20 protein-coding genes are annotated in these 20,519 nt (G+C 41.5%); 3 read left to right on the top strand and 17 right to left on the bottom strand.

The genetic code is table 11. From position 1 onward, the window contains the following. Positions 1–104: 104 nt before the first annotated feature. From ACTNB8_RS05195 to pcrA, 5 genes are all read right to left on the bottom strand, one after another. A complete protein-coding gene (locus ACTNB8_RS05195) occupies positions 105–998 on the bottom strand; it encodes a phosphatidylserine decarboxylase (RefSeq protein WP_441052874.1) in 894 nt (297 codons plus the stop codon). Next, positions 998–1,681, bottom strand: coding sequence for a CDP-alcohol phosphatidyltransferase family protein (locus tag ACTNB8_RS05190; RefSeq protein WP_441052873.1), 684 nt, complete (start codon positions 1,679–1,681; stop codon positions 998–1,000). Before ACTNB8_RS05190 ends, ACTNB8_RS05195 begins: the two co-directional genes overlap by 1 nt. Continuing rightward, positions 1,678–2,721 carry a lysylphosphatidylglycerol synthase transmembrane domain-containing protein gene (locus tag ACTNB8_RS05185; protein ID WP_441052871.1) on the bottom strand — a complete coding sequence of 348 codons (1,044 nt, stop codon included), beginning with the start codon at positions 2,719–2,721 and terminating at the stop codon, positions 1,678–1,680. Before ACTNB8_RS05185 ends, ACTNB8_RS05190 begins: the two co-directional genes overlap by 4 nt. 3 nt (positions 2,722–2,724) lie before the next feature. After that, complete coding sequence (locus ACTNB8_RS05180) at positions 2,725–3,417, bottom strand: phosphatase PAP2 family protein (protein ID WP_441052869.1); 693 nt, start codon at positions 3,415–3,417, stop codon at positions 2,725–2,727. 100 nt (positions 3,418–3,517) lie between these two features. Continuing rightward, positions 3,518–5,749 (bottom strand): DNA helicase PcrA, encoded by a 2,232-nt coding sequence (pcrA, locus tag ACTNB8_RS05175; protein WP_441052868.1) that lies wholly within the window; start codon positions 5,747–5,749, stop codon positions 3,518–3,520. 1,091 nt (positions 5,750–6,840) lie between these two features. Between pcrA and ACTNB8_RS05170 the strand changes: the two genes are divergently transcribed. Continuing rightward, on the top strand, positions 6,841–7,455 hold the full coding sequence (locus ACTNB8_RS05170; RefSeq protein WP_441052866.1) for a DUF1836 domain-containing protein: 615 nt from the start codon (positions 6,841–6,843) through the stop codon (positions 7,453–7,455). Between the two features lie 94 nt (positions 7,456–7,549). Here ACTNB8_RS05170 and ACTNB8_RS05165 read toward each other — a convergent pair whose 3' ends face one another. After that, a complete protein-coding gene (locus tag ACTNB8_RS05165) occupies positions 7,550–8,473 on the bottom strand; it encodes a hypothetical protein (RefSeq protein WP_441052864.1) in 924 nt (307 codons plus the stop codon). A 268-nt stretch (positions 8,474–8,741) separates the two neighbouring features. Between ACTNB8_RS05165 and ACTNB8_RS05160 the strand changes: the two genes are divergently transcribed. Beyond that, the gene (locus tag ACTNB8_RS05160) at positions 8,742–10,442 is read left to right on the top strand and encodes a serine hydrolase (RefSeq protein WP_441052863.1); all 1,701 of its coding nucleotides are present in this window, start codon (positions 8,742–8,744) and stop codon (positions 10,440–10,442) included. Positions 10,443–10,527: 85 nt separating this feature from the next. On the opposite strand, the gene ACTNB8_RS05155 is transcribed toward ACTNB8_RS05160, so the two are convergent. Continuing rightward, positions 10,528–10,836, bottom strand: a complete 309-nt coding sequence (locus tag ACTNB8_RS05155; RefSeq protein ID WP_441052861.1) for a YerC/YecD family TrpR-related protein — start codon at positions 10,834–10,836, stop codon at positions 10,528–10,530. Between the two features lie 191 nt (positions 10,837–11,027). Between ACTNB8_RS05155 and ACTNB8_RS05150 the strand changes: the two genes are divergently transcribed. Continuing rightward, entirely contained in the window at positions 11,028–12,347 is a 1,320-nt protein-coding gene (locus tag ACTNB8_RS05150) for a replication-associated recombination protein A (protein WP_441052859.1), read from the top strand. 18 nt (positions 12,348–12,365) lie between these two features. Here ACTNB8_RS05150 and ACTNB8_RS05145 read toward each other — a convergent pair whose 3' ends face one another. The 10 genes from ACTNB8_RS05145 to ACTNB8_RS05100 form a co-directional block, all read right to left on the bottom strand. Then, the gene (locus tag ACTNB8_RS05145; protein WP_441052857.1) at positions 12,366–13,016 is read right to left on the bottom strand and encodes a hypothetical protein; all 651 of its coding nucleotides are present in this window, start codon (positions 13,014–13,016) and stop codon (positions 12,366–12,368) included. Positions 13,017–13,256: 240 nt separating this feature from the next. Then, positions 13,257–13,769, bottom strand: a complete 513-nt coding sequence (locus ACTNB8_RS05140; protein ID WP_441052855.1) for a DUF4364 family protein — start codon at positions 13,767–13,769, stop codon at positions 13,257–13,259. 14 nt (positions 13,770–13,783) lie between these two features. After that, positions 13,784–14,734: a TIGR01212 family radical SAM protein gene (locus tag ACTNB8_RS05135; protein ID WP_441052853.1), complete on the bottom strand. Its 951-nt coding sequence runs from the start codon at positions 14,732–14,734 to the stop codon at positions 13,784–13,786. Next, positions 14,734–15,420 carry a YesL family protein gene (locus tag ACTNB8_RS05130; protein ID WP_441052851.1) on the bottom strand — a complete coding sequence of 229 codons (687 nt, stop codon included), beginning with the start codon at positions 15,418–15,420 and terminating at the stop codon, positions 14,734–14,736. The genes ACTNB8_RS05135 and ACTNB8_RS05130 overlap by 1 nt, the downstream gene beginning before the upstream one ends. 130 nt (positions 15,421–15,550) lie before the next feature. Then, on the bottom strand, positions 15,551–16,264 hold the full coding sequence (locus ACTNB8_RS05125; protein ID WP_441052849.1) for a polysaccharide deacetylase family protein: 714 nt from the start codon (positions 16,262–16,264) through the stop codon (positions 15,551–15,553). Between the two features lie 108 nt (positions 16,265–16,372). Next, positions 16,373–17,002, bottom strand: coding sequence for an AAA family ATPase (locus tag ACTNB8_RS05120; protein ID WP_441052847.1), 630 nt, complete (start codon positions 17,000–17,002; stop codon positions 16,373–16,375). A gap of 27 nt (positions 17,003–17,029) precedes the next feature. Further along, complete coding sequence (locus ACTNB8_RS05115) at positions 17,030–17,740, bottom strand: ABC transporter ATP-binding protein (RefSeq protein ID WP_441052845.1); 711 nt, start codon at positions 17,738–17,740, stop codon at positions 17,030–17,032. 13 nt (positions 17,741–17,753) lie between these two features. Further along, positions 17,754–18,512: an ABC transporter ATP-binding protein gene (locus ACTNB8_RS05110; protein WP_296154928.1), complete on the bottom strand. Its 759-nt coding sequence runs from the start codon at positions 18,510–18,512 to the stop codon at positions 17,754–17,756. 2 nt (positions 18,513–18,514) lie between these two features. After that, positions 18,515–19,585: a branched-chain amino acid ABC transporter permease gene (locus tag ACTNB8_RS05105; RefSeq protein ID WP_441052842.1), complete on the bottom strand. Its 1,071-nt coding sequence runs from the start codon at positions 19,583–19,585 to the stop codon at positions 18,515–18,517. A 12-nt stretch (positions 19,586–19,597) separates the two neighbouring features. After that, a complete protein-coding gene (locus ACTNB8_RS05100) occupies positions 19,598–20,482 on the bottom strand; it encodes a branched-chain amino acid ABC transporter permease (protein ID WP_296154925.1) in 885 nt (294 codons plus the stop codon). Positions 20,483–20,519: the final 37 nt, after the last annotated feature.

Below are 20,519 nucleotides of genomic sequence, written 5' to 3'. Positions count from 1 at the left end.
GGCAACTTCTGGTAAAATCATTCATATCAATTATAGATTTTAGTATACCACTATCTATATAATTTTACCATATCTTCTTTTAATTTTGCGAGATGATTTTATATCTACATAAAGTTATTCTTCATACCGGATAAAGCCTGAACACCAATTTTTTCGCCAAGATGCACTCTCGTCTCGATTCCGTTTAATGAATTTGAAAGAATATCTTCATCCGGTTGTACACGATTTTTCTGAGAAATCAGTATGATCGTTGAACCTCCAAATGCAAAATTTCCCTTCTCAAATCCTCTGCTGACCTGCGTATGCTCATAATGATTTTGTATCTTTCCGACCATCAGTGCACCGACTTCCATCTGAAGCAGCGTTCCGAAATTATCTGAACGCAAAAGTGAATATTCTCTTGTATTTTCTTTATAAATTGGATATACATCATTTGCCACAGGGTTTACCGTATGAAAAACTCCCGGAATTTTCACATGACCGGATTCCATTCCATTATCCACATAGATATATCTGTGATAATCATCTACGCAGAGTCTGAATACCCAGAGATAACCACCCTCAAAACGCTTTGCAAGTTTGTGATTTCTGAGAAGGCTGTTCAACGTATATGGTGTATGTTTGATCTTTACCCGGCAGTCACCGTCAATTGTGTACACACTGAGTCTGCTGTCACATGGACTGATAAATGTTCCGGGATTTTTTTCAATTTTGCGAACTCCCGGACGTATCCTGCGCACAAAAAAATCATTATAAGACCTGTACGGTGCCCCCAGATAATCTTTCATATTAATTCCATTTGACCTGATAAACGGTCCCACAGCCAAAGCAGACACCCTTGAATCAAGAACTTTCCCCATAACTTCAGAAACCACCGGACTTACCAGTGGTTTCAGTAAAAAGCGTCCGGTTCTGCTTCCATATAATTTCTCAAGAAAACGATCCTGCCCGGAATCATTTCTGACAACCTTTCCATTTCTGTCAGCAGTACAGCCCATCACGCACATCCTTTCAATACTTTTAATTTTGCAAGCTGGTGATATTTCCACCATGCTCCGCCTTTGTAAAAAAGGACTACCAGCACTGCTGCCGAAACAACAGCTACCAGAACAACAAGTTCCTTATTTGTCGGTTTACGGAAGCGGAAATCCACAATAAACAGCAGTCCCACAAGAAACATTGCAATATGCAGGCACCATATAAACCATCTGTATCCCGGAAGAAACAGCGATGCAATAAACAGAAGCGGCATGATGACCGACATGGAAGTGATCGGCAGCCCCTGATAGTATTTGCGGTTTTCTGATGTCTCACTCTGTCTTCTTGTTTCCATTACATTAAAATATGCCAGACGGATCACTCCCGCAAGTCCGTAAAATGCAAGAATAATAACACTGTAAAAATGATTCATTCCAAGTTTATAAGCCAGCACAACAGGAAAAATCCCAAAACAGACTATATCACAGAGAGAATCTATTTGGATGCCAAATGACTTTTCGTCTTCGGTACGGTTTTTTTTGGTCCTGGCAATCTTTCCATCAAACATGTCGCATAATCCGGAAAAGGCAAGACAAAATACTGCTATCTGTACTCTGCCTTCTATAGCACAGAAAATTCCCATAATTGATGAGACAAGACTGATATATGTAACAACGACTGTATAATCATAAAATCCTATCATTTAACTCTCTCCTTGGTTTCTCCCTGTTTCTGACCTATGGTCAGATGTGTTATCACAGTAAAAACTGCGCTGATCAAAAGCTCTCCGTAATATCCCAGACCTCTGCTCAAAACCATTCCCGGAAGAATAAGACTTCCGAAAACAGGGGCAAAAATAGTCAGGAACAATGTCTCACTGATGCCCATGCCTCCCGGCAGAGGAAGCATATCCACGGAAATGGAAATAACTGCCTGAAGAAATACAACTGTCCAGAATCCCGTTCCGTTCAGGGAAAAAGCCCGGTATACAAACCAGGTTACCGCAAAAAGAGCAAATCTCTGTACAAATGTAATTCCTATAACATTTATGATAACTTTCGGATGTTCTCTGAGATAAACTGCTGTATCATGATAAACATCCATTGAATCTTCGAGTTTTTTCAGTCTTCCTTCTTTTCTGCGGAGAAGATGTATCTTTTCCAGAAGTGCAAGTCCTTTTACCATAAAGTTTCTTGCCAGAAGCGGATGAAAAACAAGTATTGTCATAAATGTCACACAAAAAATATTCAATGCAAGTCCAAGATAAAATATGGGAAGTATTCCTTCCAGATACCTGTGAAGAAATCCGCGTCCAAATACTGCAATCCCTATTCCAACCGCTACAAGTACAAATTTGTATGTAATGGTCACGATCATAAGTATAACTGTAGATACAGGAATCGGTATTTTTTCTTTTTTCATATAGTAAATCTGCATTGGCTGACCGCCACTGGCTGACGGTGTAATACAGCTGAAAAAGAATCCTACTGATGAAAAAAGGAAGCAGGTTCTTTTTTGCAGATGAATTCCATAAGACCTCATCATATACCATATGATAATGGATTCACCCCAGATAAAAAAAGCAACCAGTGCAATCCCGGGAAGCAGCCACTGTTTTCTGGCATTTTGAATTGCCTCCAGCATGGAAGATAAATCTTCTCCATGGAACACTCCATAAACTGTCAGCGCAAACACTACTGCCAGAAAAACACCATTAAATATTACTTTTTTCCTATTCTGCATTTTTTATCCTTTCAGCAGACCACGGATCACACTTTCAATCTGTCCGCCGATTTTTGCATATATACAGTACAGCCTGGTTTTCTTTCCAATCTGAAAACAGACGGATCCCAGAAGTACGCCACCTGCAACGTCTATCAACACATGCTGTTTGGTCAGCAATGTGGAAATAAATACCAGTACTGCAATTCCCAGAGATGTTCTCTGATACCAGACCGGAATTTCTTTTCTTCCTCTGATACCGATATAACAGAACCAGCTGACAAGACAGTGAATAGACGGGAAAAGATTATCTGCCGCATCTACAGAATAAAGCCACATCGCCGCCTGGTTCCACAGACTACTTCCAGTAATCTCCGGTCTTGTATTGGTCGTCGGAAACAGAAGAAAAAACGCAAGACATACGCACCTGGACAAAAAATCTGCTGTAAAAAACTGATATACACTTTTTTTATCCTGTCTGGCAATGAGAATATAATTCAGCGCCCAGAAAATATAACATCCAAAATATACAATCAGAAACTGCGGAATAAATGGCAGTTTTCGATCAAGACTGCTCTCGATATTATAATGATACCAGTTTCCTGCAATCATTCTGGATCCTGAATATACCAGACAATTGAAAACAAATGAAAAAATAACAGGAAAAATCCCATATGGAGGTATTACTTTCGTAAGTAGTTTTAGTATTTTTTTCATTTTATATAGCCTCCATTATTTTCCGATACTGAAAGTATACCATTCCATTTCCGGTGATTCAATAATATAGCTCAAACGTTAAGAATTGTTAAGGATTTCATCAGATTTTCTTCAGCTTTGCAAAACCTGCAAACATCTTTTTGACGCCTGCCCTGTCAAAATCCACTGTAACTTCATAATCTCTTCCGCCTTCTACGATATCCTTCACAATACCTACGCCAAATTTCACATGACGTACAGTATCTCCGACTCCGTAATCCAGTGAATCCGCTTTTGTCACCTTGAAATTCTGCGGCTGGAAGACCTTTGCATGGAAATTCTGCTTCATCTGTATGTAGCTGCTTTTTGCAGGAACGACGTCTTCAAGTTTCGGTTTGTGCTGCTGCACCGTATGTCCAAGTTCAACCAGTTCTCTGGGGATCTCCCGTACGAATCTGGATACACGGTTGTACTGCGTTTCACCTCTTACCATTCTTTGCTGTGCACTTGTGAGTGTCAGTTCTTTCATTGCTCTTGTGATTCCCACATAACACAGCCTTCGTTCTTCTTCCATATCTGAAGAATCTCCGGAAAAAATGCACATGCTGCTCGGGAAAATGCCATCTTCCATTCCTGCCAGATATACATACGGAAATTCAAGTCCCTTTGCACTGTGCAATGTCATGAGAAGTACATAATCCTGGTCAGGATCTACAGTATCTATATCAGCGATCAGGGCAATTTCCTCGAGAAAGCCTGACAGTGTGGCTTCTCTTCCCTCTGCAGTCATTGTCTCCTGATAAGATACAGTCTTCGAGATCAGTTCATCAATATTCTCAATTCTTGCTCTTGATTCTTCTGTATCTTCGGCTTTCAGCTCATCCACGTAACCGGTAAGATCGATGATCTCCTCCAGCAGTTCTGTTACTGTATAAGCCTGAGCCTTGCTTTTCAGTGACTGTATAAAGGTAACAAATCCGTCAATCTTCGAAAGGCTTCTTCCGATAGAAGGAACTTCTTCTGCCACGCGGAGTGCATCATAGAAACTGATGTTCATATTATCTGCATAATCCTGAACACGTCCAACTGTCGTTGCCCCAATTCCTCTTTTCGGAACATTCAGGATTCTTCTTACTGCCAGATCATCCGCTGCATTATCTATTGTTTTCAGATAGCACAGGAGGTCTTTTACCTCTTTTCTTGCATAGAAGTTTACTCCTCCCACAATTTTGTACGGAATATTTGCATGGAGGCATTTTTCTTCAAAGAGACGGGACTGGGCATTGGTACGGTAAAGAATCGCACAGTCACGGTAATGCCCTGTGTTTTCTCTTCGTTTTTTTGCAATATCACCGACTACATATTCAGCTTCCTCAAATCCATTCATAAACTGGCGGAAGTGTATTTTTTCACCTTCCGGATTTTCGGTCCAGAGTTTTTTGTCTTTTCGTTCGGTGTTATTTGCGATCACTCCGTTGGCCGCATTCAGGATATTCTGTGTGGAACGGTAATTCTGCTCCAGACGGATAACCTTTGCATCAGGAAAAACTCTTTCAAACCCCAGAATATTTCCAATATTTGCACCACGGAATTTGTAAATAGACTGATCATCATCACCTACTACACAAAGGTTTTCATAGTGCGAGGCAAGAAGGCTGACAAATTTGAACTGTGCAGTATTGGTATCCTGATATTCATCTACCATAATATAGCGGAACCGTTCCTGGTAATACTCAAGCACATCTCCGCAGTTCTGAAAAAGTTCTACTGTCTTTACGATAAGATCATCAAAATCCAGTGCATTATTCCTGCGAAGTGAGGCCTGATATTCTCTGTAAACTTCGGCCACTTTTTTCTGGTTAAAGTCAGCACCTGCATTCATCAGCATTTCGTCCGGTGTCATCAGTTCGTCTTTTGCATGGGATATCTGTGCCAGAAGGGAACGTTCTTTGTATTTCTTTGTATCGAGATCTAATTTGCGGCATACTTCTTTCATCAGAGTTTTCTGATCGTCAGTATCATATATTGTAAAGTTTGTATCGTATCCGAGCCTGTCTATATAACGTCTCAGTATGCGTACACAGGTGGAATGAAAGGTGGATACCCAGACGCTTCCACCGTCTGTTCCTGTGATCCTGTCTACTCGTTCTCTCATTTCCTGCGCTGCTTTGTTGGTAAATGTGATCGCCAGTATATTCCATGGGTTTATACCTTTTTCTGATATCAGGTATGCAATCCTGTGCGTCAGTACTCTTGTCTTGCCGGAACCTGCTCCTGCCAGAATAAGAAGAGGCCCGTCTGTATGTAAGACTGCCTCTTTCTGTGGTGGATTCAGTGTATCATATATGCTCATGTATGTTCTCCTCGTTTAGATAAAGGTCAATTGTTGTGTACGTTCCATTATACACGAAACAGGAGTTCTGGTAAAGAAGGTATTCGTGTAGTTTCGCTGAGAAAAACAAAAAATCAAATTCATTTTGAAAGAAAATTTCATAAGCACAGATAAAAGGATATCAACGGGGCGTGTGAGGTTGTGTCGTTGTGAAAGATCGGCTTCAAAGTGAGGAAGTTCTAAATATGTCTCTCATCTGCTAAAACCACAGGAAAAATCCTCAAACTCGCTTACGCTCAGACAATCGGATTTTTTCTGTAACGCAGATTTCCTGACATATAAGAACTTCTGCTCACTTTTCAGATATCTTCCACCCCGACACAACCCTCCACGCCGCTAACAAAAAGCAAACACCTGGCAGGATAATGTTGAACGCTCGTCTTATACAGCTTCTGAAGATAAGAGAAGAAATCGAAGAAGTGCAGACACTCTGCAGGAAACGATGGTATTTCTTAGGTATGTTATTTCTGTGTTATAGAGTTCATTCACTCTGTTTGAGCGAAGCGAGTTGGTGAAATGAACTCTATGTTTTTAACAGAAATATAAATACCTTAGTAATACCCGTTTTCGAAGCCTGTCTGCATCTTCTCGATTTCTCTCTCTTATAATTCAGAATCGTCAATCAGCCAATCAATTTTCCTGCCAGTGATTTACACCATCACAATATGATAATTCCAACTCTGATATTTTTCATGGGCCTCTTCCAGCTTCAGCCCTCCATTCATCAGTGCCCCGCCAGGATACTTCGTTCCTTTCACGTTACTGTTCACAGGCAATGTCCCGCGAGGTGTTTTGCCATGAATATGGCAAAATCCCGAGACATACGGGGCCAAATCCCATCACCGAAGGTGATTTGGAATGGATTTTGACCAAGTTGCTGTGAACGGAGTGAACAGTAACCCTTTCACTGCAAATAACAAAAAAGGTTTAGAAAAACATTTACAAGTAGTATTTAAAACTATATAATAAAGAGCGAGATATAAATGTAAAAATCCAGGGTTCCGATGATAACATTTTACATACACACCAAAAATCCTGGAAAAGGAGGAAACATGTCCATCAACACAGACAAACTGATGCAGGATATTCTGGACCAGATTTCCGGCATGGGATACATTAAGCCGGAAGATATCCCGAATATTAATTTATATATGGATCAGGTCACCACATTCATGGAGGAACAGCTTGCTCACTCCAAGCGTTATACTGATGACAAGATTCTTACCAAGACAATGATCAACAATTACGCAAAGAATAATCTTCTTCCCTCCCCGGAAAAGAAACGTTATTCGAGAGAACATCTTCTTATGCTGATCTTCATTTACTATTTCAAAAATATCCTGTCCATCAACGATATTCAGACTCTGCTCGGACCTATCGCAGACAAATATTTTAAATCTCAGAAAGATCTGGATCTGACAGACATTTATAATGAAGTATTCAGCATGGAAAAAGGACAGATCGAATCTCTGAAAAAAGAACTTCTTGAAAGATATCAGATATCACAGAATACTTTCACCGATGCTCCTGAAGAGGATCAGGATTTTCTGAAACTTTTTTCTTTTATCTGTATTCTGAGTTTCGATGTATATGTAAAAAAAATGATCATTGAACAGATGATCGACAAACTCCGTGAGGATTCTCCTGACAACAAACACAAAAGGTAAATATTTCCATACAGAGAACCTGTCACTGGCAGCTTCTCTTGCATACTTTGGCAAAAAAAGAACCGGGCAGTTCATCACCCGGTTCTTTATATTTTTAATACAGATACTTACAGTTTACATATCCGCTCTTTCCAAGTTTCGCAGAATATACAAACCAGTATGTGGAATCGCTGCTGTCCTGAACAGTAACAACATCACCAGTATAAAGCTCTCCGATCTCGTTGCTGGAATCATATGCCTTCGCACTGCGCAGGGCAAGATATCCGCTGGATACTTTTACTGTACGGCTGACAGTTGCTGTTCCGCCTGAAAGATAATCTTTGTTTACATATCCATTCATTCCGTATTTCGGAGAATATACAAACCAGTATGTGGAATCACTGCTGTCAAGTACGGTAACCGTATCTCCTGTATAGAGCTTACCGATTTCATTACGGCTGTCATAAGCCTTTGCATTACGCAGGGCAAGATATCCACTGCTTACGCTGACTGTACGTACATCACTTGTATTTCCGCTGAGATAATCCTTATTTACAAAACCGCCCTTGCCAAGACCCGGCGCATATACCAGCCAGTAAGTAGCGTCTTCCCGGTTCGCAACATATACGATATCTCCGGTATAAAGTTTCCCTACTTCATTTTTGGAATCAAAGGCTTTTGCATTTCTGAGTGCAAGATAACCGCTGTTCACGCTGACTGTTCTTGTATCAGCTCCATTAGTCAGATATGCACTGTTTACATAACCTGACTTGCCAAGCTTCGCCGAATACACTGTCCAGTATGTGGAATCACTGGCATCTGTCACTTCAACCGTATCACCTGTATAAAGCTGTCCGATCTCATTCGCATCATTATAAGCCTTCGCATTACGCAGGGCAAGATATCCGCTGGCAACAGTGACTGTGTAGTTATTTGCAGCCGCAAAACTGATTTCTGTCATTCCCGGAACAGAAAGTACAAATGCAAGAACAAACAGCACTGCCCATTTCAGAAATGTTGATTTTTCTCTTTTTCTCATAGCGTTGACCTCCTTTTGATGGTTCGTTACTGATACCATTATAAATTTATGCTGCATTTTTTGCAATCATTTTTCACAATTATTCGTCGCAACATGTCAAAAAATTATGCATAATTACAGTTTCCGTTTCCACTGTGAACAGCTGCACTATTTATACCTCTGATGTATATTTTTTACCAAAAGCACTGCTTGTAAAATATTTAATTATAGCTTATCATATTAGCTGTCTATATTTGTAATTTTGAATAACCATTCAGGAGGAATTCAAATGAATAAAATTTTACGTTTATTACTTGTCGGAAGTCTCATTCTGGCTTTTCCTGCTACAGTTTTGGCTGCTCAGGCAGATACTGCTGAGACCCAGGAAGAAGGAATGCTGAAACCTCCCGGTTCCCAGAGCAGTACAGCATCTGCTGACAGCGATTCAGACAGCACTGATGAAAGTTCTGACGATGCTTCTGTTTTTTCTTCAGGTGTGGACTGGTCTGCTGCAAACACGGCTGCCTCTCCGGCTTCCAAAGATACAACTTTTACAGTCTGCATTGATCCCGGACATCAGGGCAGCTGGGTAGATATGAGTGCCCAGGAACCCATGGCTCCCGGCTCTTCCCAGACCAAGAATAAAGCAACCACCGGTACCACAGGAAACTTTTCCAAAGTTCCCGAGTATGAAGTCAATCTTCAGGTTTCACAGGTACTCGAAAAAGAACTGACCAAAAGAGGCTACAAAGTTGTCATGACACGCGAGGACAATGACAAGGCCATCAGCAACAAAGAACGTGCTGAGTTTGCCACAGAAGCAAATGCCGACATTACAGTCCGTGTCCATTCCAACAGCGATAATGATTCTTCAGCTTCCGGTGCTCTGACCATGGCGCCGACTGATTCCAACCAGTATCTTAATGCGGAACTCATTCAGAGAAGCCAGACTCTTGCGTCCTGCATTATCGACAATTACTGTACTGCCACCGGACTTGGAAACAAAGGTGTCATCTCTGCTGATAACCTGACCGGAACAAACTGGAGTACAGTTCCCGTTGCCGTTATTGAAATGGGATTTATGAGCAATCAGAATGATGATCTCTATATCACAAATACTGCCAATCATGAAGTTATGGCACGTGGTATCGCAGACGGGATTGATGAATATTTCAGTACCATTGAACCACAGTCTGCTGCTGAGGGAGAACACCTTTCACAACTCACCGATACACTCCGTTCCAATTATGTCAACGCCCTTGAAAACAGCGGCGAAAAATGGGCAGTTGCGGCCATGGATCTGAAAACCCGTGATTACAGTACCATCAACGCAGATCAGACTATGAAATCAGCAAGTGTTATCAAAGCATTTATCATGGGAGCTGTTTACGAAAATCTTGTATATCCCGACGGAAGTGATTCTCCTTCTGCCGAATATCAGAATTCTCTTCAGTCACTGCTGACCTCGATGATCACAGTCAGTGATAACGATGCTTCCAATGAACTGGTCCGCAGACTTGGAAACGGAGATTTCAACGCAGGTGCATCTGTTGTAAACAGTTTCTGCCAGCAGCATGGATACACTTCCACTCACCTTGGACGTGAATTTCTTGCACAGAACCCGACAGATGATAATTATGTCAGTGCTTCTGACTGCTGCCGGATTCTTTCTGACATTTATAACGGAACACTTGTAAATGAAAATGCTTCTTCTGATATGCTGAATCTTCTGAAACAGCAGACACGCAAAAACAAGATCCCGTCAGGTCTTCCATCTGGTGTTGAATCTGCGAATAAAACCGGCGAGCTTGCCGATGCAGTTCTCGGCACTGTAGAAAACGATATTGCCATTGTTTTTGATCAGAACCATCCATATGTTCTCTGTGTCCTGTCAAACAATATCGCCAGCAGCGGAAATGCCCAGCAGACAATTATCGGAATATCAAAAACAGTTTATGATTTCATGACATCTCAGACAACAGCAGAATAAACTATCTGCCTGTTTTCCGGGCAATAAAAAACCAGCGATTCCGGTTATCGGCTTTCCGCTGGTTTTATTATATGTTCTTTTATTTTCAGTCGTTCTTTGATGTCTCTTTTTCTTTCATTCTGGCAAATACCATTTCGTACCCGTCATTTCCATAATTCAGTGAACGGTTTACACGGCTGATCGTCGCTGTGGAGGCTCCGGTCTTCTCGGAAATATCCAGATAAGTACGCTTGTCTGTCAGCATCTTTGCCACCTCAAAACGCTGTGAAAGAGAAAGAAGTTCATTAATAGTGCATACATCTTCAAAAAATGTATAACACTCTTCTTTATTTTTCAAACAGAGTATCGCCTCAAAAAGATGATCAACCTCTTCTGTTCTGATTTTTTTACCCATAATCCTTACTCCTTTTAGATTATACATTATCTATCATATTTTTTTATATTAACACTTTAACATGTGAAAAGCAAGGGGTATTTTGGTTTCCAGTAATACTATATCCGATTATATTGTAAATCTCCTCCACCATTGAAATTCTGCCGGATATGGCATATAATAGGAACAAATGTACGAATGGAGAATCTTTTATGGATTTATTTGAATATGCAAAATCAAAGACTCTGGACCGTGAATCCCCGCTTGCTTCCAGACTCCGCCCGACAACTCTCGATGAAGTAGTCGGTCAGGAACATATAGTAGGTAAAGATAAATTACTGTACAGAGCGATCAAAGCTGACAAGCTGACCTCTGTTATCTTTTATGGTCCACCCGGAACAGGCAAGACAACCCTTGCAAAGGTAATCGCCAACACCACAAGTGCCAATTTTACACAGATCAATGCAACGGTTGCCGGCAAGAAAGATATGGAACAGGTTATTCACGAGGCGCAGGACAGCCTTGGCATGTATGGAAAGAAAACAATCCTCTTTATCGACGAGATCCACCGTTTCAACAAGGGACAGCAGGATTATCTTCTTCCGTTTGTGGAAGACGGTACCATTATCCTTATCGGCGCTACCACTGAGAATCCGTACTTCGAGGTAAACGGAGCTCTTCTTTCCCGCTCCATCATCTTCGAGTTGAAACCGCTCAGTAACGAAAATATCCGCACTCTGATCCTCCGTGCTGTCAACGACTGTGACAAAGGTATGGGAAATTATGGTGCTGTCATTGATGATGAAGCTCTTGATTTTCTTGCTGATATGGCAGGTGGTGATGCCAGAAGCGCCCTGAATGCCGTTGAACTTGGAATCCTCACTACGCCGAAATCTGATGACGGTTATATACACCTGACTCTGGAAGTCGCCTCTGAATGTATCCAGAAGCGTGTTATCCAGTATGACAAAAAAGGTGATAATCATTATGATATCATTTCTGCTTTCATCAAGAGTATGCGTGGATCTGATCCTGATGCTGCAGTTTATTATCTGGCCAAAATGCTCTATGCAGGTGAAGACGTGAAGTTTATTGCAAGGCGCATTATGATCCTCGCCTCAGAAGATATTGGAAATGCAGATCCTCAGGCACTTTGTGTGGCAGTCGCTGCTGCCCAGGCTGTAGAGCGTGTCGGCATGCCGGAATCGCAGATCATACTTTCTCAGGCAGCCACTTACATGGCCTGCGCTCCCAAGAGCAACGCAGCTGTCAATGCCATCTTCTCCGCCATGGACTCCGTCAAAAAGACACGCACCACCGTGCCTGTACATCTTCAGGACTCCCATTACGGCGGCCATGAAAATCTCGGCAAGGGCATTGGCTACAAATACGCACACAATTATCCCAACCACTACGTTAACCAGCAGTATCTTCCTTCTGAGATACTGGGCGAACGCTTCTATGAACTCAGTGATATGGGCTACGAAAAAACACTCAAAGAACATATGAAACATATAAAGGGCGGAGACTGATCTCCACCCTTTTGATTTTTATTCCAGTATATCGATCTGTTTTGGAATTACGACACAGGCACTTTTTTTATTTCCCTTTTGCACATAAAGATATAATTCACTTTTTTCAGAAAGTCTGCTCAGTTTCGGAATGTTTTTCCGTCCTGTTTTTGTATAACGCACAGTCTTAACTGTTTTTCCTTTTGCATTCTTTACAACAAGACGATCTCCTTTTCTCGCATAAACACAGTAATTACCTTTTTTGTTTACCGAAACCTTTGGAGCCCGGACAGATTTTCCGGCCTTTACCTTAAGAATAGAATTAAGCTTCTTAACCTTGAGCGTCTTTATGTTGCTGACTGAATCAGTATCTTTCAGATATATCTTCAGCACTGAGCCTGTCCGCTGTGCCGGAATCTTTACTTTCATATCTCCGTCTGTATCACATTTCTTACTGAAGATAATTTTATTACCACTTTCCACACAGAGCCGGGCACCTGCATATTCCGTGGAAGTCACATGTCCATAATTTGCAAAAACAACTTCAAATTCTGTGGTTTTATTCGTTACTGTTCTGTCCAGCTGAAATTTATAATCCTTTCCCACAGCTGCATAACAGGGCATTATCATCAGTGCAGTCAACACCATACTTAAGATAAAACCACATAAATATCTTTTTTTCCTTTTCATAAAGACATTCTCCCTTCTGATGTAGATTTTTGATAATTATATCTTACTTATGCGGACATTTTGTATATTCAGTTTTACTCACAAGACTTCTCCAAATTCTCTTTCAAAAAGATAAATAAACTCCTTGAAACAATGTACTATAACAACAGCCATTGCTCTTAATTTAAAGACATCACAATAGCTGGATGCAAATAAAAAAAGATCTCACTGCCATTATGGTAATGCGATCTTTTTCTTACTTTATATCAGTTCCGCCATCAGGGTACTGTAGATATCCTGCGACTTGTGTGCCCAGTTCCTGCAGATTGCCTGAGCTGCCTCCTTGCCGGGGGCGATCAGGTTCAGGTCAAGGACCGTAGAATCTTTTTCGATGATCTGACAGCGCACTGCATAACCGCCCTGAGGTGTCGTGTAGTAGTCCGCAGGGGTCAGGATCCTGTCTTTCTTTTCGTAGCCACAGTTCTTCAGATACTCTTCTATCTCTTTCTTAATCTCCTTCGACAGGTTTTTTTCAAAATAAGAAAGCGTGCTGCTTCCCTCTTTTGTCAGTTCATAATAAGAACTGTTGGAGATTGTACGTTTATTCAGAAGTCCTGTCTCTGTCAGCTCCGAAAGCACTTTCTGCAGCTGGAAATAATCCGTGTATTCCCGGTCAAGGACAAACTCCGATATCTGCGAATTTGTCAGTGCTTCCTTTGAATGCTGTGCCATATATAAGACAATGAGTTTGTAAATTGTGAATGGTTCTGCCATTTCAATCACCCCTTTTATTCAGACGTCCTGTTAAACTTTTTTCCCTGCCAGCTGTCCGTGATCTTCATCTGATGATGAAGAAGGTTCAGGACTTCCCTCTTACGGCTGGTCCACAAAGGTGCCAGAAGAAGGTCTTTCGGTCCGTCCCCTGTCATTCTGTGGATCACAATATCCGGATTCAGATGTTCAAGACAATTGATAAGAAGATTCAGATATTCTTCTCTTTCATACGCTTTGAATTTGCCTGCAAGAAAATCATCTGCAAGATCCGTCCCCTTAAGTATATGAAGAAGCTGCAGCTTGATTCCCTGTATATCCTGATGGTTCAGATACTCCATCGTCTCCAGGATCATTTCCCCGGTCTCGCCCGGAAGTCCCAGTATCGTATGGACGATCACCTCGATATTACGTTTCCGCAGCTCCCTGACCGCCTTCTCAAAACAACTCAGCGGATATCCTCTTCTGATATACTGCGCAGTCTTCGGATGAATTGTCTGAAGACCAAGTTCCACCCAGACAGGTTTGATCTGGTTCAGTTCTTCCAGAAGTGAAAGTACATCTTCACCCAGGCAGTCCGATCTTGTCCCTATGGAAAGCGCCACTACAGACGGATAGGCGATTGCCTCTGTAAAAATCTTCCGTAGATAATCTACCGGCGCATAGGTATTGGTGTACGCCTGGAAATAAGCAATATATTTGTGGATCGGTCTTTTCTCACTGAGGATTTTTACCTGGCTTTCTATCTGCTCTGTAACAGAAAGCTCTGCATCTGCTGCAAAATCGCCGCTTCCACCCTGGCTGCAGAAAATACAGCCTCTGCTGCCAAGTGTCCCGTCCCTGTTCGGGCAGGACATACCACCGTTAAGCGTTACTTTGTAGACTTTTTCACCATATCGTTCCCGGAGCATATAATCCAGAGAATGATACGGCTTTCCATTCCAGTTTCTGCGGGAAACTTCCCCCATCAGTTCTGCCCTCCGGCTTCCTGTACTTCTTCTGCGTTTTCAGATTTTTCCTCAGGCTCCTGGATAATATATCTGTCAAAAATCTTCACAAAGAAAAATGAATTTATATATGCGACCAGAGCAAATCCCACCATGATCAACAGCAGAAGCAACATTGACTGCGCTCTGGCAGACTGAATATAAAAAACCAGAACCGGACAAATACTTACAATGATCATAAGTACTGTATACGGAAGATGACGCACAGACATCAGAATAGCATTTCTGAAAGTATTTTTTATTGAGTTATAAAACTTCGCCAGTACCGGATAAATATAGGTAAACAGCATCACATACAGAATTGCGAAAATCAGAAACAGATACTGAAATACAGTTGATGCAGTACCTGGCATGGATTTCGCTACTCTGAAATCCACATAAAGAACACCTGCGATCACAAGCATGATAATATTAATGACTGTCGCCTGTCTGAAATTCTCCTTAAAAGATTTAAAGAAACTTCTGGCAATATAAGCCTCTTCGTTTCTGACCATTTTCATTGTAACATAAAACATCGCCGTAATAGACGCTCCCGCAGTTACAACAGGAATGCAACAGAGAATACACAGTACATTCAGTATACATAAGTCAGCCAGCCTTCCCATAAAACGAAAAAATTTATTGTCCATATCAAATAAACGCCCCATAATTTCAGCTCCTTCAGATAATTAGTTGAAACTTACTGATAATTTTACAGTTTCGCTTCTTTTCTCTTACTGAATAGTATAGCTAAAATGGAGAAAAATTGCAACGGACAAAAAATGCCTCTGCCTGCCCTTACGGTAAAATAAGCTGATCCACCGTGACAAATTCATACCCTTTTTTCTGAAGTTCATCAGCAACAGACAGTGCCGCTTCTACTGTTGATGGATATTCATCATGCATCAGTATGACAGAACCATCTTCTACTTCTCTGAACACTGTTTTTATCACAGTTTCTGCATTCTGCACTTTCCAGTCCAGTGTATCAATATCCCAGAACACAGGCAGCATTTCTACACCAAGTTCCAGGTTTTTCTTCCAGGCACCATACGGCGGTCTCATATACTGAGGATATTTTCCGGTAACTTCATAGATTTTATTATTTGTTTTCAGGATTTCCTGCTTTGCACATGTTTCTGATAATTCATCCAATTTTACATGATTATAGGTATGATTACCAATAAGATGACCTTCTTCTTCCATTCTCTCCACCAGATCACGGTTATCTTCTATATTTTTTCCAAGGAGAAAAAAGGATGCTTTTATCCCTCTCTTTTTCAGTCCGTCAAGTAATTCAGGCGTATATTTCGGACTTGGTCCGTCATCAAAAGTCAGTGCTACAACCGGGTGTTCCACAGAATCTCTCACAAGATTCATCATTCCTCTTCCTGCAATGACCTCTGCTGTTTTTACAGCTGCCACCTCCAGGCTTTCCGAATCCCTGTAAACATATAAAAAACTCCCCGCCATCAGAAGCAGAAATATAAACCCGATCCATATTCGTTTCATTCAGACTCCAGGCAATATATTTTTTATAATATATGCAGTATCCACAAAAAAACTGCCGGATTTTCTCCTTTCTGTTATGGAGAAAAACCGACAGTTTCCACTTATTCTTTATTTGCCAAGCATGATATTCAGCTGCGCTTCAATAGCCTCCACGCATTTTTCAAATCCCAGCTTGCCGCTGTTCAGGCACAGATCATAATTTGTGGCATCATTCCATACACCGCCTGCAAATCGACGGTAATAATCCTGCTTTCTCTTATCATCTTTGAGAAGGAATTTTTCAACTTCCTCTCTTGAACCGGAGATTTTAGCTGATGCCTGTTCTACACGGAATTCCCATGGTGCATGAATGAACACTCTGAGAGTATTCGGACGGTCTTTGAAAACATAGTTCACACATCGACCTACGATCACATAGGATTCTTTCTCCGCAAGGTCATTAACAACCTTTGCCTGATAATTAAAGATATTCTCATCAGATATAAATCCTTTGCTGTCTGGCTTGATCAGATTTCCTTTGTATACGGTACCCTTGCCGAAGATAGATGGCTTTACAGAATCTCCTCCTTCAACTTTTCCAAACAGACCTACATCAATTCCGCTTTCATCGGATGCCATATGAATAATCTGTTTGTCATAAAAAGACCAGCCAAGTTTTTTTGCAAGCATTTCACCTATCGTACGTCCACCGCTTCCATACTGTCTTGCGATCGTAACAACAACATGATTATTATCCATATCGATTTCCTCCCGTTGCACGTTGTTTTATTCACCCAGATATGCTTTCTGGACAGATTCATCATGAAGCAGATCATCAGCTTTTCCCTCAAGAGTAATGCTTCCTGTTTCAAGTACATATGCTCTGTCTGCAATAGAAAGAGCCTTTTTTGCATTCTGCTCTACAAGAAGAACTGTTGTTCCACTTTCACTGACTTCTTTAATAATATCAAAAATCTCATTTACAAAAATCGGGGACAGACCCATAGACGGTTCGTCCATAAGAATAATACGTGGTTTACTCATAAGTGCACGTCCCATTGCAAGCATCTGCTGCTCGCCTCCGGAAAGTGTTCCGGCTCTCTGTCCTTTACGTTCTTTCAGACGCGGGAATCTTTTATAAACATTCTCGAGACTTTCTTCGATTTCTTTTTTATCTTTACGTGTATATGCACCCATAAGAAGGTTTTCGTATACTGACATATCTGCAAATACACGTCTTCCTTCCGGTACATGCGCCATACCCATTTCTACGATCTTGTGTGCAGGTGTTCTGGTGAGATCTTTGCCCTCAAACATAATACTGCCGGATTTTGCAGGGATAATACCCGTCAGAGTCTGCAGTGTAGTTGTTTTGCCGGCACCATTGGCACCGATCAGTGCAATGACTTCTCCCTGATTTACATTAAAGGAAATTCCCTTTAACGCCTGAATCACACCATAATAAACATGAAGATCTTTTACTTCCAACATTGCCATTGATCCATTCCTCCTATTCTCCCAGATATGCGGTGATTACTGCAGGATCTTTAAGAACTGCAGATGTCTCGCCCTGTGCCAGTACCTGTCCGAAGTTCAGAACAGTCAGTTCTTCGCAGATACCACCAACCAGTTTCATATCATGCTCAATAAGAAGAGTGGTCATGTCAAAATGCTCCTGAACGAAACGGATCGTATCCATCAGCTCCTGTGTTTCATTCGGATTCATGCCTGCTGCAGGCTCGTCCAGAAGAAGAAGCTTCGGATCCGTTGCCAGCGCTCTGGCAATTTCCAGTTTACGTTGTTTACCATAAGGAAGGTTTCCAGCCAGTGTGTCTGCCTCTTTGTCAAGATCAAACACTTTCAGGATTTCCATTGCCTTTTCATTCATTTCTTTTTCTACTTTATAGTATTTCGGCAGACGTAAGATACCGGTAAGTGTAGAGTACTTATGATGATTATGAAGCCCTACTTTAACATTGTCAAGTACCGGCATGTCCTTAAAAAGCCGAATATTCTGGAAAGTTCTTGCAATACCTGCCTTATTGATCTCAATAGTGCTTTTTCCTGTGATATCCTGTCCGTCCAGTTTGATGATACCTTCTGTCGGTTTGTATACTCCCGTCAGAAGATTGAAAATCGTAGTTTTACCAGCACCATTCGGTCCGATCAGTCCATAAAGCTGACCTTTTTCAATGGATACATTAAAGCCGTCAACTGCACGAAGACCGCCGAACTGAATAGCCAGATGATTTACTTCCAACATTGCCATAGTTAAGCTGCCTCCTTTTTATTTTTTGTTCCTTTGATTTTTTCCATTATCTGTGCTCTCCGGTTTCTTGCTGCCGGAGCCCAGTTAAAGAGCATCATTACAATCAGAACGATCGCATAAATAAGCATACGATAGTTTGCAAATCCACGGAGAAGTTCCGGAAGTGCATAAAGGATAATGGTTGCGATCATGGAACCTCTCAGGTTTCCGATACCACCAAGTACTACATATACAAGAATCAGAATAGACATGTTATAGTCAAATCCGGATACTTTCAGCATGGAAAGATTGTGGGCATAAAGCACACCTGCCACGCCTGCAAGTGCTGCGGAAATTGTAAAGGCAAGAAGTTTAAACTTCGTAACATCAATTCCTACAGATTCTGCTGCAATACGGTTATCCCTGGTTGCCATGATTGCACGTCCGCTTCTGGAATTCACCAGGTTCTGTACAATAAATAATGTAATAAGAACAAGAAGGATTCCAATCGGGAAGAAATAATGTTTCACATCCTTATAAAGGGCACCTGTACCGGAGATACCAAGAGCACCTTTCAGAATCTGTTTGCCACCTGCTGCAAGTTTCAGCCCTGCTGCACTTGTAGCTACATGAAGGCCTGTATCATCCATTCCAACATAAAGGATATTGATCAGGTTTTTGATAATCTCACCAAATGCCAGTGTTACGATAGCCAGATAGTCACCGCGAAGTCTCAGTACCGGAATACCGATGATCACGCCAAAAACAGCTGCCACTAAAGCGCCAAGAAGAATTGCGAGAATGAATCTCGGTACCTGTGGAATATCACTTGCAACATGTGAAAAGAGTGCACTGGAATAAGCACCAACACACATGAATCCGGCATGTCCAAGACTCAGCTCTCCGGAAAAACCTACTACCAGGTTCAGCGAAATGGCAGCAATTGTATATACACACAGCGGAACCAGAAGTCCTGTAAGAAGTCTGGACAGGTTTCCTGTTCCGGAAAGTATCTGTACAACTATAAACAATACAATTACAATACCATAGTTGATCAGATTATTTTTTGTTGTTTTATTCATACTTTTTTTCATCCTGATCACCTCTCAGACTTTCTCCTGGATGTTCTTACCGAACAATCCGGTTGGTTTAACAAGAAGTACCACGATCAGAACCGCAAAACAAATTGCATCTGCAACCTGTGAAGAAATATATGCTTTTCCAAAAATTTCAATAATTCCAAGCAGTATCCCACCTACCATTGCTCCCGGGATTGATCCGATACCACCAAATACAGCAGCAACGAAAGCCTTGATACCTGGCATGGCACCCGTGTAAGGTGTCAGTGTCGGATATGCCTGACAAAGAAGAAGACCTGCGATTGCCGCAAGACCGGAACCTATGGCAAATGTCATGGAAATCGTAGCATTTACATTTACCCCCATCAGCTGTGCTGCGTCACGATCCTCAGAAACCGCCTGCATGGCACGTCCCGGTTTCGTCTTCTGAACGAAGAACATCAGACCAACCATGATCACGATACATGTAAGGATTGTTACGATTGTTATCCCTTTAATAACCAGCTGTCCGTCAAACAAAGACAGTGACGGCACATCGATTACAGTGACAAAGCTCTTGGCATCTGCGCCAAAAATCAGAAGTGCCAGGTTCTGAAGAAGATAACTGACACCAATCGCTGTAATCAGTACTGCAAGGTTGGAGGAAGCTTTACGGAGAGGACTGTATGCAACCTTTTCGATCACCATCCCCAGAACAGTACAGAATATCACAGCAAGAATAATAGCCAGGACCGGAGACATCCCTCCTTTGGTGACAGCAGTAAGAATCACAAATGCACCTACCATGATAACATCACCATGAGCAAAGTTCAGCATTTTTGCAATACCGTATACCATTGTATACCCCAGAGCAATAATCGCATAGATACTACCCAGGCTGATTCCATCTTTTAAATAAGATATAAAACTCATATTGCACCTCTTTAGATAATTGTGTTACTGTTCAGCA

Origin of the sequence: Blautia sp. HCP28S3_G10 (assembly GCF_052065235.1) — a bacterium.
GTDB lineage: Bacteria > Bacillota > Clostridia > Lachnospirales > Lachnospiraceae > Blautia_A.
The sequence above is the reverse complement of the archived record's forward strand: the minus strand, read 5'-3'. Positions and strand labels throughout refer to the sequence as shown.